Origin of the sequence: Hydrogenophaga sp. YM1, assembly GCF_016903055.1 — a bacterium.
GTDB lineage: Bacteria > Pseudomonadota > Gammaproteobacteria > Burkholderiales > Burkholderiaceae_C > Hydrogenophaga > Hydrogenophaga borbori.
This window is the reverse complement of sequence record NZ_CP070223.1, coordinates 2,311,749-2,326,526: the sequence shown is the minus strand read 5'-3', so window position 1 is coordinate 2,326,526 and position 14,778 is coordinate 2,311,749. Positions and strand designations below refer to the sequence as shown.

The window sequence follows — 14,778 nt, the reverse complement described above, 5'->3', positions numbered from 1 at the left end:
AGGGCATTCCCCTAGCGCGCTTGTATCGGCCGATACCGCGAGGAGCGCGCGCGCTGCGTACCGTCGCGGCATCCACAACGAGGAGCACTCACATGAAGCCCATCAAACGGCTGCTGGCGGCGACCCTGCTGCTGGCGGCAACCCACGCCACGACCTGGGCACAGGCCCCTGGCAAACCGACGCTGGTGATCGGCGTGGTGGCATCGGCCAGCGGGCCGGCCGCCGCGCTGGGCCTGCCCGAGAAGAAGGCGATCGAGCTGGTCGAGGAGATGGCGCGCTCGCGCGGCGACCTGCCGTTCCAGCCGCGCTTCGTCTACCTGGACGATGGCTCCGATCCCACGCGCGCCGTCAACGCGGTGCGCAAGCTGGCCAGCGAGGACGGCGCCGCGGTGGTCATCTGCTGCACCACCACACCCGCCTCGATGGCCGTGCTGGACACCGTCAAGGCGGCCGGTGTGCTCAACATCTCCATGGCCTCGGCCGCCACCGTGGTGGAGCCCGTGGCCGAGCGCCACTGGACCTTCAAGACGCCGATGACCGACCGCATGCAGATCGCCTTCACGCTCGAGCGCCTGAAGAAAAGCGGCGCCAAGCGCATCGCCTACTTCGGGCTCGAGGACGCCTATGGCGAAGCCGGCTGGAACGAGTTGCGCAAGCTCGCCCCCGAGTACGGCCTGCAGATCGTGGCCAGCGAGCGCTTCTCCCGCGCCGACACCAACTTCACGCCGCAGGCGCTGCGCATCCGCCAGGCCGGCGCCGACGCGGTCTACCTGCACGCCATCCCGCCGTCCAGCGTGCTGGCGCACCAGGCCTTGCTGCGTGTGGGGGTGGACCGGCCCGTGTTCCACAGCGCGGGCGCGGCCAACGCCGGCTTCCTGGCCATGGCCAAGGGCTCGCTGGACGGCGCCTACGTGGTCAGCGGCGCCCTGCAGGTGCATGAGCAGCTGCCGGCGAGCCACCCGCTCAAGCAGCCGCTGCAACGCTTCGTCGAAGCCTACGCGCGCAAATTCCCCGGCGAAACGGCCGACCTGTTCGCGGGCCAGGGCTGGGACGCGGCCCACCTCGCGCTGAGCGCCTTGTCGGCCGCCACCAAGGCGGTGCCCGCGGGCGCGCCGCTGCCCGCGCTGCGCACCGCCGCGCGCGACCAGATGGAGCGCATCCGCGGCCACGCCGGCGCCAACGGCATCTTCAACCTGTCCAAGGACGACCACCTGGGCCTCGACGATGTCGGCCTGGTCATGCTGCGCGTCGACAACGGGCGCTTCAAGCTGCTGGGGGACTGAGCGGTGGCATCGCTGGACACCCTGCTGTTCCTCGGCATCGACGGGCTCACGAGCGGCGCCGTGTACGCGCTGCTCGGCCTGGGCATCGTGCTCATTTACCTGGTGACGCGCGTCATCAACATCGCCCACGGCGATTTCGCCATGCTCGCGGCCATGACCCTGGTGAGCCTGGAGCAAGGCCTGCTGCCGGGCACCAGCTACCTGCTCGGCGCGGGCGCGCTGCTGTGGGGCGCGCTCAGCGCCCTGGCGGCCCGCCGCCAGGGGGCCTGGGCCATCGCACGGCCCTGCCTGGGCGCGCTGGCCACCGCGGCCCTCGCGTTCGCGCTGCCGCTGGCCCTGGCGGCGCTGCGGGCGCCCGCGGCGCTCAACGCCGCCGCCGCCGTGCTCATGGTGTCGGCGCTCGGCCCCATGTTCCACCGCCTGGCGATCGAGCCCATTGCGCGCGCGAGCGTGCTGGTCTACATCATCGTGACCCTGGGCATGCACCTCATCCTGCAAGGCCTGGCCTTGCAGCTCTGGGGTCCGCAGGCCCACTCGGTGGCGCCCCTGCTCGATGGCAGCCTCGCCATCGGCGCGGTGGTGATCAGCCACCAGTCGCTGCTGGTGCTGGGCCTCACGGTGCTGCTGGTGGTGGCGCTCTACCTGGGCTTCAACCACACCCTGGCGGGCACGGCGCTGCGCGCCTGCGCGGTCAACCGCACGGGCGCCGACCTGTGCGGCATCGAGGTCGCGAGCGCCGGCCGCCGCGCCTTCGGCCTGGGCGCGGGCCTGGCCGCCGTGGCCGGGGTGCTGATCGCCCCCGTGGTCGGGGTGCACTACGAGATGGGCTTCCTCATCGGGCTCAAGGGCTTCGTGGGCGCCACGCTCGGCGGCCTGGTGAGCTACCCCGGCGCCATCGTCGGCGGCGTGCTGATCGGCGGCTTCGAGTCGGTGTTCTCCTACCTGAGCAGCGCCTACCGCGATGCCCTGGTGTTCCTGCTCATCATTCCCATCCTGCTGCTGCAGACCGCACGCCACAAGCGCCGGGGAGTCGTTCATGGGCATTGAGGCGCGCGGACTTCTTGTCGTCGCGGCACTGGTCGCGCTGGTGTCGGTCGCGGGCGCGGAGTTCCACGCCTCCGTGCTCGCCACCATGGGCATCTACGCCCTGCTCGGCCTGTCGCTGGTGATCCTGGCGCTCAGCGGCCAGGTCTCGCTCGGGCACGCCGCCTTCATGGGCCTGGGCGCCTACGCCAGCGCCCTGCTGGTGGCGCGCACCGGCCTGCACCCGGCCACGGGCCTGATCGCGGGCCTGGGCGTGTCGGGCGCGGCGGCCTGGCTCATCGGCAGTGCCACCAGCAGCCTGCGCGGCCACTTCCTGGCCCTGACCACGCTGGCCTGGGGCATCGCGCTGGCCGTGTGCTTCCGCGCGGCGGCCGACTGGACCGGCGGCGCCTCGGGCCTGGCGGGCATCGCGCCCTTCACGCTGTTCGGCCAGTCGCTGAGTGCGCCCCGCCCCATGGCCCTGCTGAGCTGGGGCTGCGCGCTGCTGGTGGTCTTCGCCATCCTGCGCGTGCAGCGCTCGCGCACCGGCCGCGCGCTCGGCGCGGTGCGCCAGCAGGAGGTCATGGCCGAGAGCTTCGGCATCTCGGTCAGCGGCGTGCGCCTGTGGACCTTCGTGGTGTCGGCCATGGTGGCGGGCTGGGCCGGCGGCCTGTACGCGCACTACCTGGGCTTCATCAGCCCCTCGCCGTTCGACCTGTCGGGCTCCATCAAGGGCCTGATGATCGCCGTGGTGGGCGGCGAGCTCAGTGCCATGGGCGCGCTCGCGGGCACCGGCATCGTCGAGGGGCTGAACTGGGTGCTGCAGGCGGTGCTGCCCGCCGTGTCGTCCACGGCCAGCAGCCTGGAGCCGCTGTTCTACGGCGTGCTGATCATCGCCGTGATGCTGTTCTTCCCCGAAGGCCTGTGGACCCGGGTGGACCGCGCGCTCGCGACGCGCGCGACGCGGCCGGGCGGCGTGGCCCTGCCCTCGCGGGCCGGCGCCGCGCCCGGCGAGGCCGGCGAGCCCTTGCTCGAGGTCGAGGCGGTGGGCGTGGCCTTCGGCGGCGTGAAGGCGCTCAGCGACGTGAGCTTCCGGCTGCACCGCGGCGAGGTGCTGGGCCTCATCGGTCCCAACGGCGCGGGCAAGTCCACCTGCTTCGACGTCATCAGCGGCGTCAATGCGCGGCACGCCGGGCGCGTGCGCCTGCGCGGCGAGCCCCTGGCCCAGGCGCGCGCGGCCGGCGGCCTGGCGCGCAGCTTCCAGCACACGCGCCTGCTCGAAGACCGCACGGTGCTCGACAACGTCATGCTCGGCGCGTTCCGGCGCACCCGCAGCGGCGTGCTGGCGGCCGTGTTCGGGCGCGACGCGACAGACGAGGCCCGCGTGGCCGCCTCGGCCCGCGATTGCCTGGCGCGCGTGGGCCTGGAGGCGCACGCGCAGCGCCTGGTGGAGACCCTATCGCTCGGCGAACGCCGCCTGGTGGAGGTGGCGCGTGCGCTCATGGCCGACCCCGAGGTGCTGCTGCTGGACGAGCCGGCCGCCGGCCTGCGCCGCGCCGACCGCGAGCGCCTGGTGGTGCTCATCCGCGCCTTGCACGCGCAGGGCTGCACCATCGTGCTGGTGGAGCACGACATGGACATCGTGATGGCCCTGGCCACCCGCGTGGTGGTGCTGGACCGCGGGCGCCTGATCGCCGACGCCGCGCCGGCGGCGGTGCGGCGCGACCCGCGCGTGATCGAGGCCTACCTGGGCATGGGAGACGAGGCATGTTGAACGTCGAGGGACTGAAGGCGGGTTATGGCCGCTCCGAGGTGATCCAGAACCTGTCGCTGCGCGTGGACGCCGGCGAGGCGGTGGCCGTCATCGGCCCCAATGGCGCGGGCAAGACCACCCTGCTCAACGCGCTCATGGGCCTCAATGCGCAGGCCTCGGGCGCGCTGACCTGGAACGGCCGCGCCCTGGGGCCTGGCACGGCGCAGCGCCTGCGCGCCGGCATGGCCCTGGTGCCCGAGCGGCGCGAGCTGTTCGGCGGCCTGTCGGTGATCGACAACCTGCGCCTGGGCGCCTACCTGCGCCGGCACCAGGCCCGCAGCGCGCTCAAGGCCGACGTGGACTTCGTGTTCGGCCTGTTTCCCGTGCTGCGGGAGCGCCAGTCGCAAATGGCGCAGACGCTGTCGGGCGGCGAGCAGCAGATGCTGGCGATCGGCCGTGCGCTGATGTCGCGCCCCCGGCTGCTGCTGCTCGACGAGCCGTCCACCGGCCTGGCACCGCGCATCACGCTGCAGATCCTGCAGGCCCTCGATGCCCTGCGCGCGAGCCAGGGCCTGGCCGTGCTGCTGGTCGAGCAGAACGCACGCCTGGCGCTGCGCTTCAGCGGCCGGGCCTATGTGCTCGAAATGGGCGACGTGGTGCTCGACGGCCCCTCCAGCGAGCTGGCGCGCGATCCGCGCGTGATCGACAGCTACCTCGGCAGCGGGGCCACCCATGCCTGAGGCGTGCATCCCCACCGGGCGCGTGCTGCTGCGCAACGCCCGCCTCTACCCGGACGCGTCGGGCGCGCGCGCCACGGCGCTGCTGATGGAAGGCGGCCGCGTGCGCTGGCTGGGCCAGGCCGGCGAGGCCCTGCCCCCGGCGGACGAGGTCATCGACGCGGGCGGCGCCACCGCGCTGCCCAGCTTCATCGACGCGCACGCCCACCTGTGGTGGATGGCGATGGACCGGCTGGTCTGGCAGCTGTCGGGGCCGCAGGCCCCCGCCTCCATCCCCGAGCTGCTGGACGCGCTGCGCGAGCGCGCGCGCGGGGACGGCGACTGGCTGGTGGGCCACGGCCTGTCGGAGGCCCGGCTCGCCGAGCGGCGCCTGCCCACGCGCGCCGAGATCGACCGCGCCGTGGCGGACCGGCCGGTGGTGCTGCGGCGGGTGTGCGGGCACGCGGCCGTGGCCAACACCGAGGCCCTGCGCCGCGCCGGCTACCGCGAGGACAGCCCCGACCCGCCCGGTGGCCTGCTCGAGCGCGAGGGCGGCGTGCCCAACGGCATCCTGCGCGAGGCCGCCGCGGTGCCCCTGTACCCGCTGCTGCCGCGCCCCGCCGCCGACGAACTGGCCAGCGCCCTGCACGCCGTGGCGCGGCACGCGCTGTCGCTCGGCGTGGGCACCGTGGTGGAGGCGGCCGTCGGCTTCACGGCGGGCTTCGAGGCCGAGTGGGACCTGTGGTGCCGCGTGCGCGACCAGGGCGGCTTTCCCTTGCGCATGGGCTTCATGTTCGCCATCGGCGCCACCGAGGCCGCGCTGCGCGGCCTGCGGCCCTCGCTCGACCCGCGCTGGCGCGCCGCCACGCTCAAGTGCTTCAGCGACGGCACCCTGGGCAGCCAGACCGCGGCGCTGCACCAGCCCTACTGCGCCTGCGCGCAGCGCAAGGGCCTGCTCATGGGCAGCCCGGCGGCCTTGCGCCACGGCGTGTCGGCCGCCGCGGCGGCGGGCTGGCAGGTGGCGATCCACGCCATCGGCGACCACGGCGTGGACGAGGCGCTGGACGCGCTGCGCGCGGCCGCGCCGCTGGCCGATGGCCGGCCGCACCGCGTCGAACACCTCGGCCTGCTGTCCGACGGCGCGCTGGACCGGCTCGCGGCCACCGGCGCCGCGGTGGCGACCCAGCCCAGCTTCATCGGCCGCATGGGCGATGGCTTCGCGGCCGCGCTCGGGCCCGAGCGCGCCCAGCGCCTCTACCCCGCCCGCAGCCTGATCGAGCGCGGCGTGCGGCTGGTGGGCAGTTCGGACGCCCCCGCCGGCGACTTCTCGCCCTTCGCCTCCATGGCCGACGCGCGCGAGCGGCGCACGCCCTCGGGCGCGGTGCTGGGCGCCAGCGAGCGCCTGGATGCGGCCGAAGCGCTGCGCAGCCACACGGAAAACGCCGCGCGGGCGATGGGCCTGTGGGACCGCATCGGCCACCTGAACGTGGGCGCCGACGCGGACCTCATCCTGGTGGACACGGACCCCTTTCAGGCCGACACCGCCGCCGTGCGGCGCACGCGGGTCCTGCGCCATCTGCTGGGAGGCCGCACCGTGTGGACCGCTTGAAGCGCCCGCCGGCCCCCAGCCGGGGGCCAAGCCGCGCCCGATAAAATGCGCGCCGGGCCTTCGGGCCCTTTCGTTTTTTTTGGGGCCCCTGCGCCCACCGGCCTTCGCGCCACGCCTTGCTTCATGCCCGCCGCGCCTGCCTGGACCATCCGCTCCCTTCTCCCCGACGACCTGAACGACCTGCTGGACCTGCAGGCCCGCTGCTTTGGCGAGGACTTCCTCGAAAGCGCCGAGGTCTACGCGCGGCGGCTGGCCAGCGATCACCAGCAGTCGCTGGGCATCGCCTGCGAGCGCACGCGCGCGCTGCGCGCCTATGCGGCGGCCTACTGGTCGGACCCCGGCAAGGTCACGCCCTTCGACGGCGGCTTCCTGCCGCCGCGCGCGCACCAGCCCGTGCTCTACCTGCACGACGTGTCGGTGGCGCCCGAGTGGAGCGGGCGTGGCGCGGCGGGCGCGCTGCTCGGGGCCCTCTTCCAGCGCGCCCGCGCGCGCGGCGTGCGCCAGGCGGCGCTGGTCTCGGTGCAGGGCTCGCAAGCCTACTGGGCGCGCCACGGCTTCACGCGACGGGCCGTGACGGACCCGCAACAGCAGCGCCACCTGCTCAGCTACGGCGAGGAGGCGGCGTACATGGTCGCGCCGCTCTGAGGCCTCAGTGCCGTCCCCGGCGCACGCCCAGCGCCAGCGCGGCCAACAGACCCAGCGCCACCAGCCACAGGATCAGTGGCATCACATCGCCCAGCGAGGCGCCCATCTGGTTCAGCCGCAGCGAAGCCTGGATGCCCGCCGTGCTGGGGATCAGCCAGCGCAGCCACTGCAGCGCCGTGGGCATGGCCTCCACCGGCCACGAAAAGCCGGAGAGGAAGGCCATGGGCAGCGCCGTGAACAGCAGCACCTGCAGCGCGCGCTCGCGGTCGCCGAACCAACGCCCCAGCGCCAGGCCGCTCAGGCACACGGTGGGGATGTAGGCCAGCAGCAGCACCAGCGCGCCGCCGGGGTTGGCGCCGCGCGGGAAATCCTCGATGAAGAAGACCCAGCCGAAGTAGAACAGCCCGCTGAGCCAGCCCACGCCGCACAGCGCCAGCGCCCGGCCCGCCCAGGCCGCCGCGCCCGCGCGCAGGCGGCCCGCCTCGGCCAGGGTGCCGGCCAGCATGGCCGCGCCCATCAGCAGGGTCTGCTGCAGGATCAGCAGCGCCACGGCGGGCACCACGTAGTCGCCATAGCCTTCGGTGGGGTTGAACAGCGGCACCATCTGCAGGTTGACCGGGCTGCGGCTGGCCTGGGCCTGCAGCGCGGGCTGGCCGCGCGCCTCCAGCTTGCGGATCTCCACCCCGGCCGACACCGTGCCCACGGCCTCGGCGAAGCCGTAGAGCACGGCCTTGTTGAGCAGCGCGTAGGCGCCGTTGGCGTGCACCCCGACCACGGCCGGCGTGCCGCGCACCACGCTGCGCTTGAGCTCGCGCGGCAGCACGGCGTAGCCCTCGATCTCGCCGCGCCACAGGGCCTGGCGCGCGTCCTCCTCGTTGCCGCCAACCCAGCGCACGTCGATGCGCGGGTTGGCCGACGCGAAGCGGGTGATCTGGCGCGACAGGCCGCTGCGGTCCAGGTCGACCACCGCCACCGGCACGCGCGTGACGGCCTGGTGCGCGTAGGGCCAGGGATAGAAGAAGCCGTAGAGCACCGGCGCGCCCACCAGGATCAACAGGATGCCCGCGTCGCGCGAGAGCGCGCGCAGGGTGGCGAGCCAGTGGCCCGCCAGCTCGCGCCAGGCACCCGACGCGCTCATCGGCCCCCCCATCGGTGCGGGTAGCGGCTGGCGCCCATCAGCGGCCAGACGCAGCCGGCCAGCAAGGCCGCCGTGGCGAGCCCGAACACCGCCAGCGTGGGCGCGCTGAGCGACACGGGCGCGCCCATCTGCAGCTGCTCCATCTGCAGGCGGATGTAGTGGGTGTAGGGCAGCGCCTCGGCCCAGGCGCGCGCGCCGGCCGGCATGGACTGCAGCGGAAAGCCCACGCCGCTGAAGGCGAAGGCCGGCGCCGTGATCAGCCCGGTGGCCGACAGGGCCGTGCGCAGCGAGGCGGTGGCCGACGCCACCAGCGCGCCCAGGCCGATGGACAGCGCCAGCAGGGCCGCCAGCGCCAGCCAGACCCAGGACAGGTGCCCGGCCGGGTGCCAGCCGCGCCCCCCGGTCAACCAGAGCAGGCCCGCGCTGGCCACGCCCAGCAGCAGCAGCCAGGCCGGCGCCAGCTTGCCCAGCAAGGCGCCGGCCGTGGCCGCGGGCGACGGCGCCACGCCGAGCCAGGACCAGACCGTGCCGTCGCGCAGCTCCCGTCCCACGGCCCAGGCGCCGGCGGTCATGGCCAGGATGTGCAGCAGCGCGGGAATGAGCGCGGCGGCGAGGAACTGCTCGTAGTTCAGCGAGGGGTTGAACAGCGTGACCATGTCGGCCTTGATCGGCTCCATGGCCACGCGCACGCCGCGCGCCGGCTCGCCGCGCTTCTGGCGCGCCGCCATCTCCACGCCGGCCGACAAGGTGCCCACCACCGTGCGCACGTCGCGCTGGATCAGGCCCGAGTGCGTGCCGAACTGCGCGTTGTGCAGCAGCGTGAGCTGGGCCGCGCGGCCCAGCTTGACCTCGCGCGAGAAGCCGTTGGGGATAAGCACCACGGCGTGCAGCTCGCCCCGGGTGAGCGCGCCGCCCGCGGCGTGCGGATCGGGCAGCTGCCGCGCCACGCGCAGGCCCGGCGTGGCGTCGAGGAAGCGCACCAGCTGGCGCGACATGGCGCTGTGGTCCTGGTCGACCACGCCGATCGGCAGCTGGGTGGGCAGCCCGGCCGAGAACAGCCACCACAGCAGCGCCACGCCCGCCAGCGGCACCCAGCTGAGCATGGCCAGGTCCCAGGGGCTGGCGCGCAGGCGCGCCCATTCGCGCGACCACGCCTGCGTGAAGGCCCGGGCGAAGCGCATGGCCTGGGCGGCTTGCCTAGCGCACCAGCACGCTCATGCCGGGCCGCGCGCCCTCGATGGGCTGCAGCGGGCGGGCCCGGACTTCGAAGGTGCGCGCGTCGAAACCCTGGCCCGCGCGCGTGGCGCGCCAGGTGGCGAAGTCGGGCAGCGCCGCGCTGTAGAAGACCTTGAAGCGCGCGCTCAGGCCGGGCAAGGCCGGCAGCGTGGCCTCGAATTCGGCGCCGATGGGAAAACGCGAGAGCCGGTCCTCGCGCACGTTGAGCACCACCCACTGGTCGTTCAGGTCGACCACGGTGACCACGGCCACACCCTGGGGCGAGAGCTCGCCGGGACGCGCCAGCACCTTGGCCACCTCGCCGGCCACCGGGCTCTGCAAGGCAGTCTCCGCGCGGGCCGCCTCCACCTCGGCCACCAGGCCCGCCACCTGGCGCGCCTGCGCGGCGGCGGCCGCCTTGTCCTCGGGCCGCGCACCGGCGCGCGCCATGTCGTACTGCGCGCGCGCGGCCATGGCCTGATCGCGCGAGGCCTTGTAGTTGGCCTCGGCCTCGTCGCGCTTCTGCGCCGCCACCAGGCCTTCGCGCGCCAGGTTCTCCACGCGGCGGAAAGAGCTCTGGGCCAGGTCGGCGGCGGCCTGGGCGCGCTGCCAGTTCAGGCGCGCCATTTCCACCTCTTCCTTGCGCGCACCGCGCTCGGCCTTCTCCGACACCGCCTGGGCGGCCTGCTGCGCGGCGGTGGCCTGGGCCAGCTTGGCCTCCACCTCGGGGCTGTCCATGCGCATCAGCGGCGTGCCCACCGCGACACGGTCGCCCTCGATCACCAGCACCTCGGCGATGCGCCCGGCGATCTTGGGCGCGATGTCGGTCTCGCGGGCCTCCATCTGGCCCTGGAAGTAGTCCGGCGGCGGCGTCGAGGCGCGCCAGAAACCGTAGGCCAGCAAGGCGATCAGCGCCGCGCCGGCGGCGGCAGCGGACAGGCGTTTCTGTTGGGGGCTCATGTCATTCCAGACGGATGTCGGCGCGCGCCATGTAGCCCGCGAATTCCTCGGACAGGCCGCAGGCTTCCAGCAGCGCGGCCAGGGCATTGACGTAGTCGTTGGCCGCCTGGGCGCGCTCGGTCGCCACCTTGGTGACGTTGGTGCGCGCGTCGATCAGGTCGAGCATGGTGCTGGTGCCTTCGCGCAGACCGGCCTCGCGCAGGCGCAGCACCTCGTCGGCCAGCTCGGCGCCCGGGGCCATGGCCATGAACTGGCGCCGCGCCTGCTCCACCGCCAGCCAGTTGCGCTCGACCAGCAGCGAGATGTCGGCCCGGGCCTGGGCGTCGGTGCGCTCGGCCTGTTCGATCTGCTGCAGCGTGGCCGCCGACAGCTTGTGGCGGTCCACCGAATCCCACAGCGTGTAGCGCACGCCGATGCCGGCCACCCAGTCGGCGTTGCCGCTCTTGAGCTCGCGCTGGCCGAAGGAGAAGACCTGGGGCTTGCGCGAGGCCTCGCCAGCGGCGTGCAGGCGCTCGGCCTCGCTCTTCTTGGCCGCCACCTTGGCCAGGCCGGGGTGGCGCTGCAGCGCGGCCGACAGGAAATGCGGCAGCGGCTCGATGGGGGCCGACAGCACGAACAGCGGGTTGCTGGGCACCACCGGGGTGTCGCTCTTGATGGTGCGCGTGAGCGCGGTGGCGGCCAGTTCGGCGTCGTCGCGCGCCTTCATGGCGTTGCGCCGCGCCTCTTCGAGCGCGCTGCGCGCCTGCAGCCGGTCCACCCGCGCGATGACGCCCGCGTCGAGCATCTTCTGCGCCGAGGCGTCGTGCAGGGCGATGGTCTGCAGCGCCGCCTCGCGCAGGCTGGCGGCGCGGGCGGCGAGCTGGGCGCCGAAGTAGCGCTGCACCAGCAGCGTGGCGAGCTCGTGGGTGGTCTTGTCGGCGTCGGCGCGCGACTCGCTGGCGCGCGCCTCCTGCATGCCGCGCACCGCGTCGGCCATGCCGCCGGCGTAGATCGGCCAGACCGCGCCGATGGCGGCGGTGGTGCCGCTGTCGTGCCGGTTGTAGGTGTAGCGCGAGGGGAATTGCGGCACCGGTACCGGAATCGGCAGGTTCTGCAGCGGGATCGGCAGGCGCTGCTCCAGCTGCGCGATGCGCTGGTTCACCGGGTCGAGGTTGACGTCCAGGTTGGCGTTGTAGGCGTAGGCGGCGCCCGACAGACTGACCACCGGCCCGCCCAGCCCCGCGAGGCCGCTGGCGCGCAGGTCCTCGCTGTCGGTGGCGGCGCGGGCCGCCGCCAGCTTGTCGGAGCGCCGCAGCAGCTGGTCCCAGGCGGCGGTGAAAGCGATGGGCGTGGCCGCCGGACCTGGCGACGGCGCGGGCGCTTGCGCCGAGGCCGCGGCCGCGAGCGCGGCCAGCCACAGGCCGCGCGAGCCGGCGCGCCAGCCCCTGCGGCCCCATGCGGTCAGGATCAAACGCATATCGAGCAACCCCGGTGTCTGCGGCCGCCGCTCGAGCGCGGCCAGGAAATGAGGCGACCGATTCTAGGCGGCGGCGCGCGCGCCGGGCCTCAGCGCCCCATGCCCTCGCGCTCCATCAGCAGGTAGGTGTTGTAGGCGTTGATGCGGTTGGCCGCCTGGAACAGCGGCAGCGATTCGAAGCGCGACCAGTCGGTGCGCGCGTAGGCGTCCTCGAAGGGCTCCAGGTTGGCCGCCGCCTCGCCCATGGCCTGGCGCAGGTGCACCAGGTAGTCGCGCGTGAGGCGCAGGTCGGCCGCCGGCTGCGAGGAGATGGCGCCGTGGCCCGGCACCAGCAGCCGGGGCTCCAGGGCCAGCAGTTGGTCCAGCGAACGGATCCAGCTGCTGCTGTCGGCCTGTCCCACGAAGGGGATGCGCCCCTGGAAGACCAGGTCGCCGGTGAACAGCACGCCCGTGCGTTCGTGCAGCACGACCAGGTCTTCCGGCGTGTGCGCGGGGCCCACCGGCTGCACGCGCAAGCGCTCGCCGCCCAGTTCGATGACGGTTGGCCCGTCGAGCCAGCGGTCGGCGGGCACCAGCTGCGTGGCCTCGTCGATCCAGGGCGCCAGCTCTTCGCGGCTGGCCTGCAGGCGCAGCCGGGCGGTGTCCGAGGCCAGGTACTCGCGCCCCTGCGTGCCGGCCACGATGCGGGCGCCCGCCGCCTTGAAGCGCTGCAGGCCGTAGATGTGGTCGGCGTGGTAGTGCGTGACGATGACGTAGCGCACCGGCAGCGGGGTGATGCGCGCGATGGCGGCCAGCAGGCCGTCGGCCAGCGCGGGCGAGCCCAGCGCGTCGATCACCACCACGCCATCGGGCGTGACGACGAAGGCGGCGTTGGAGATGAAGTTGCGGTTGGCTGGCGAGCCCAGGGCCGCCTCGCCCTGGGCCAGCCAGGTGCCGGGCGCCACCTGCTGGACCGGCAGGGGCTCGGGCGCGGGCGTTTGCGCCAGCGCGCCGGACAGGGCCCAGGCGCCCGCCAGTGCCCCCAGGGCGGCGCGCGCCCGGCGCTTCAGCCGGGGCCAGCCGATGGGGTTGCTGGGGGCTTGCACACGGGAACGGGGGTGGGGGGCGGCCGCCTCATTCATAAGTAAATTCGAATGTAGCAGCGACGACCCCAAATGCCGAGCGGACGTTTCAGGGCTTCAGGGGCTTCTGGCGCGATGGGCGGGCGGGCCGAGGGTTCGGGCAATGGCGGGGTGGGCTTCAATGCGCAGCCCCTCGCTGCGCGAGGGGTCCGCTGCGGTGCTCGGGTGAGCGGCCCCGCGGCGGAACTCGCTGCGTGGGCTGCGCCCACTGCGCTCAAACAGCCGCCGCGAGTCAGTTGACGAAGCGCGCTGCGCGCGCGGGCCGCCCACCCTGCGCTCCTCGCCTGCGCATAGGCGCCCACCCCGCCATTGCCCGAACCCTCGGCCTGCAGACAGGACTGGCGCGAGAAACGAGGTTCTTTCGTTGGTTGGCCGGCTCAGGTGCTGCACGTCAGGGCCGGGCGCAGGGCCGTGGCGGCGCCTATGCGGTGCTGAGAAGCGCAGGGCCGGCGGTGGCGCGCGCAGCGCGCTTCGTCAACTGACTCGCGGCGGCTGTCTGAGCGGAGTGGGCGAAGCCCACGCAGCGAGTTCCGCCGCGCGCCGCTGGCCCGAGCATCGCAAGGGACCCCTCGCGCAGCGAGGGGCGCCGCATCGAAGCCGCCACGGCCCTGCGCCTGGACCTGACACCCCCACAGTCCATCCCCCCGGCTGTTCAACGAACGCAAGACCTGGCCAGGGACGCGCCCTGTGCCTTTCACCCCCGGACCCCTCAGAGCTTCAGCTCCCAGGTCTCGCCCACCAGCGACTGCCCGAAGCCCTCGTACGGCGCCGACTTCACCCGCTTGAACCCGCGCTTGGCGTAGATCTCGCGCGCCGCCGTGAGGCAGCTGTTGGTCCACAGCACCATCTTGCGGTAACCCTTGTGCCGCGCGAAGGCCAGGCATTCGTCGGTCAGGCGCGCGCCCAGGCCCAGGCCGCGCGCGGCCGGCGTCAGCAGCAGCATGCGCAGCTGCGCCGTGCTGGCCGACTTGCGCACCACGAAGGCCGAGCCCACGCGCTCGCCGTCGAGTTCGGCGATCCAGCAGCGCTCCCAGTCGGGCTGAAACTCGCGCACGTACTTGGCCACGATGTCGGCCACCAGGGCCTCGAAGGCCATGTTCCAACCGTACTCACGCGCGTAGACCTCGCCGTGCTGCTGCACCACCCAGCCCATGTCGCCGGGTCGCGGGTCGCGCAGCACGGCCGCGCGCGTGCGCGCCGCGGCCGTGGGGCTCAGCAGCCGCTCGATGCGCGCCATCGCGTCCACCACCGCCTGCTGCTCGGTCGGCGCCAGCGGGGCCAGCAGCGCCGCGGCCTCCTCGCGCGACTTCTGCTGCATCGGCGCGAAGGCCTCGTGCCCGGCGTCGGTGAGCGTGAGCAGGCTCTGGCGCGCGTCCTTCGGGCTGGGCGCGCGGCTGAGCCAGCCCGACTGCTCGAAGCGCTTGAGGATGCGGCTGAGGTAGCCACCGTCCATGCCCAGCTCTCGCGCCAGCTCGGTGGCCACCAGGCCCGGCTGGTGCGCCAGTTCGTAGAGCACGCGCACCTCGGTCAGCGACAGATCGCCCCCCAGGTAGGGCGAGAGCACGCCCGCGCGGCGGGTGTAGAAGCGGTTGAAGCGGCGCACCGCCTTGACGGCGGCTGGGGGGACGGAGCTGAGGGCTTGGGGCGTCGACATACTTGCCATTGTCAAGTTTTTACTTGCCAATGGCAATACAAAACCAAGCCCTGCGACGCTCATCGCCCGAAGGCACTGGCGACAGGAAATCACCCGTTTCCCGATCAAAACTTAAGAATAAGTTAAGAAGAATCATTTTTATTTGCAATAATCCGTAACCAGCCAGCCAGCCAAGTTCACCGTTCTCCCGTCAGCCGCGCCCTGT

Annotated in this window: 12 protein-coding genes; 6 read left to right on the top strand and 6 right to left on the bottom strand. The window is 73.5% G+C overall.

Annotated elements, in window-relative coordinates:
* The first annotated feature begins 92 nt into the window (after positions 1-92).
* The 6 genes from JNX00_RS10830 to JNX00_RS10805 all read left to right on the top strand — a co-directional run bounded on the left by JNX00_RS10830 (position 93) and on the right by JNX00_RS10805 (position 7,029).
* Positions 93-1,283, top strand: a complete 1,191-nt coding sequence (locus tag JNX00_RS10830) for an ABC transporter substrate-binding protein (protein ID WP_070398656.1) — start codon at positions 93-95, stop codon at positions 1,281-1,283.
* 3 nt (positions 1,284-1,286) lie between these two features.
* Entirely contained in the window at positions 1,287-2,330 is a 1,044-nt protein-coding gene (locus JNX00_RS10825; protein ID WP_083293104.1) for a branched-chain amino acid ABC transporter permease, read from the top strand.
* On the top strand, positions 2,320-4,080 hold the full coding sequence (locus JNX00_RS10820; RefSeq protein WP_204744942.1) for a branched-chain amino acid ABC transporter ATP-binding protein/permease: 1,761 nt from the start codon (positions 2,320-2,322) through the stop codon (positions 4,078-4,080). The genes JNX00_RS10825 and JNX00_RS10820 overlap by 11 nt, the downstream gene beginning before the upstream one ends.
* Complete coding sequence (locus tag JNX00_RS10815) at positions 4,074-4,799, top strand: ABC transporter ATP-binding protein (protein ID WP_204744941.1); 726 nt, start codon at positions 4,074-4,076, stop codon at positions 4,797-4,799. Before JNX00_RS10820 ends, JNX00_RS10815 begins: the two co-directional genes overlap by 7 nt.
* On the top strand, positions 4,792-6,384 hold the full coding sequence (locus JNX00_RS10810; protein WP_204744940.1) for an amidohydrolase: 1,593 nt from the start codon (positions 4,792-4,794) through the stop codon (positions 6,382-6,384). The genes JNX00_RS10815 and JNX00_RS10810 overlap by 8 nt, the downstream gene beginning before the upstream one ends.
* A gap of 123 nt (positions 6,385-6,507) precedes the next feature.
* On the top strand, positions 6,508-7,029 hold the full coding sequence (locus tag JNX00_RS10805; RefSeq protein WP_204744939.1) for a GNAT family N-acetyltransferase: 522 nt from the start codon (positions 6,508-6,510) through the stop codon (positions 7,027-7,029).
* Positions 7,030-7,033: 4 nt separating this feature from the next.
* Here the strand turns inward: JNX00_RS10805 and JNX00_RS10800 are convergent, their stop codons facing one another.
* The 6 genes from JNX00_RS10800 to JNX00_RS10775 all read right to left on the bottom strand — a co-directional run bounded on the left by JNX00_RS10800 (position 7,034) and on the right by JNX00_RS10775 (position 14,582).
* On the bottom strand, positions 7,034-8,167 hold the full coding sequence (locus JNX00_RS10800; protein ID WP_070398661.1) for an ABC transporter permease: 1,134 nt from the start codon (positions 8,165-8,167) through the stop codon (positions 7,034-7,036).
* A complete protein-coding gene (locus JNX00_RS10795) occupies positions 8,164-9,348 on the bottom strand; it encodes an ABC transporter permease (RefSeq protein WP_204744938.1) in 1,185 nt (394 codons plus the stop codon). The genes JNX00_RS10800 and JNX00_RS10795 overlap by 4 nt, the downstream gene beginning before the upstream one ends.
* A 16-nt stretch (positions 9,349-9,364) precedes the next feature.
* The gene (locus JNX00_RS10790; RefSeq protein ID WP_070398663.1) at positions 9,365-10,342 is read right to left on the bottom strand and encodes an efflux RND transporter periplasmic adaptor subunit; all 978 of its coding nucleotides are present in this window, start codon (positions 10,340-10,342) and stop codon (positions 9,365-9,367) included.
* A 1-nt stretch (position 10,343) separates the two neighbouring features.
* Positions 10,344-11,792 (bottom strand): TolC family protein, encoded by a 1,449-nt coding sequence (locus JNX00_RS10785; protein WP_239478306.1) that lies wholly within the window; start codon positions 11,790-11,792, stop codon positions 10,344-10,346.
* 95 nt (positions 11,793-11,887) lie between these two features.
* Complete coding sequence (locus tag JNX00_RS10780; RefSeq protein WP_239478334.1) at positions 11,888-12,796, bottom strand: MBL fold metallo-hydrolase; 909 nt, start codon at positions 12,794-12,796, stop codon at positions 11,888-11,890.
* Positions 12,797-13,628: 832 nt separating this feature from the next.
* The gene (locus JNX00_RS10775; protein WP_204744935.1) at positions 13,629-14,582 is read right to left on the bottom strand and encodes a bifunctional helix-turn-helix transcriptional regulator/GNAT family N-acetyltransferase; all 954 of its coding nucleotides are present in this window, start codon (positions 14,580-14,582) and stop codon (positions 13,629-13,631) included.
* Positions 14,583-14,778: the final 196 nt, after the last annotated feature.

Excerpts from the sequence above, each read along its gene's own strand:
- JNX00_RS10790 (WP_070398663.1), bottom strand. The coding sequence starts at position 10,342 with ATGAGCCCCCAACAGAAACGCCTGTCCGCTGCCGCCGCCGGCGCGGCG.
- JNX00_RS10820 (WP_204744942.1), top strand. The coding sequence starts at position 2,320 with ATGGGCATTGAGGCGCGCGGACTTCTTGTCGTCGCGGCACTGGTCGCG.
- JNX00_RS10815 (WP_204744941.1), top strand. The coding sequence starts at position 4,074 with ATGTTGAACGTCGAGGGACTGAAGGCGGGTTATGGCCGCTCCGAGGTG.
- JNX00_RS10775 (WP_204744935.1), bottom strand. The coding sequence starts at position 14,582 with ATGGCAAGTATGTCGACGCCCCAAGCCCTCAGCTCCGTCCCCCCAGCC.
- JNX00_RS10800 (WP_070398661.1), bottom strand. The coding sequence starts at position 8,167 with ATGAGCGCGTCGGGTGCCTGGCGCGAGCTGGCGGGCCACTGGCTCGCC.
- JNX00_RS10810 (WP_204744940.1), top strand. The coding sequence starts at position 4,792 with ATGCCTGAGGCGTGCATCCCCACCGGGCGCGTGCTGCTGCGCAACGCC.
- JNX00_RS10830 (WP_070398656.1), top strand. The coding sequence starts at position 93 with ATGAAGCCCATCAAACGGCTGCTGGCGGCGACCCTGCTGCTGGCGGCA.
- JNX00_RS10805 (WP_204744939.1), top strand. The coding sequence starts at position 6,508 with ATGCCCGCCGCGCCTGCCTGGACCATCCGCTCCCTTCTCCCCGACGAC.
- JNX00_RS10795 (WP_204744938.1), bottom strand. The coding sequence starts at position 9,348 with ATGCGCTTCGCCCGGGCCTTCACGCAGGCGTGGTCGCGCGAATGGGCG.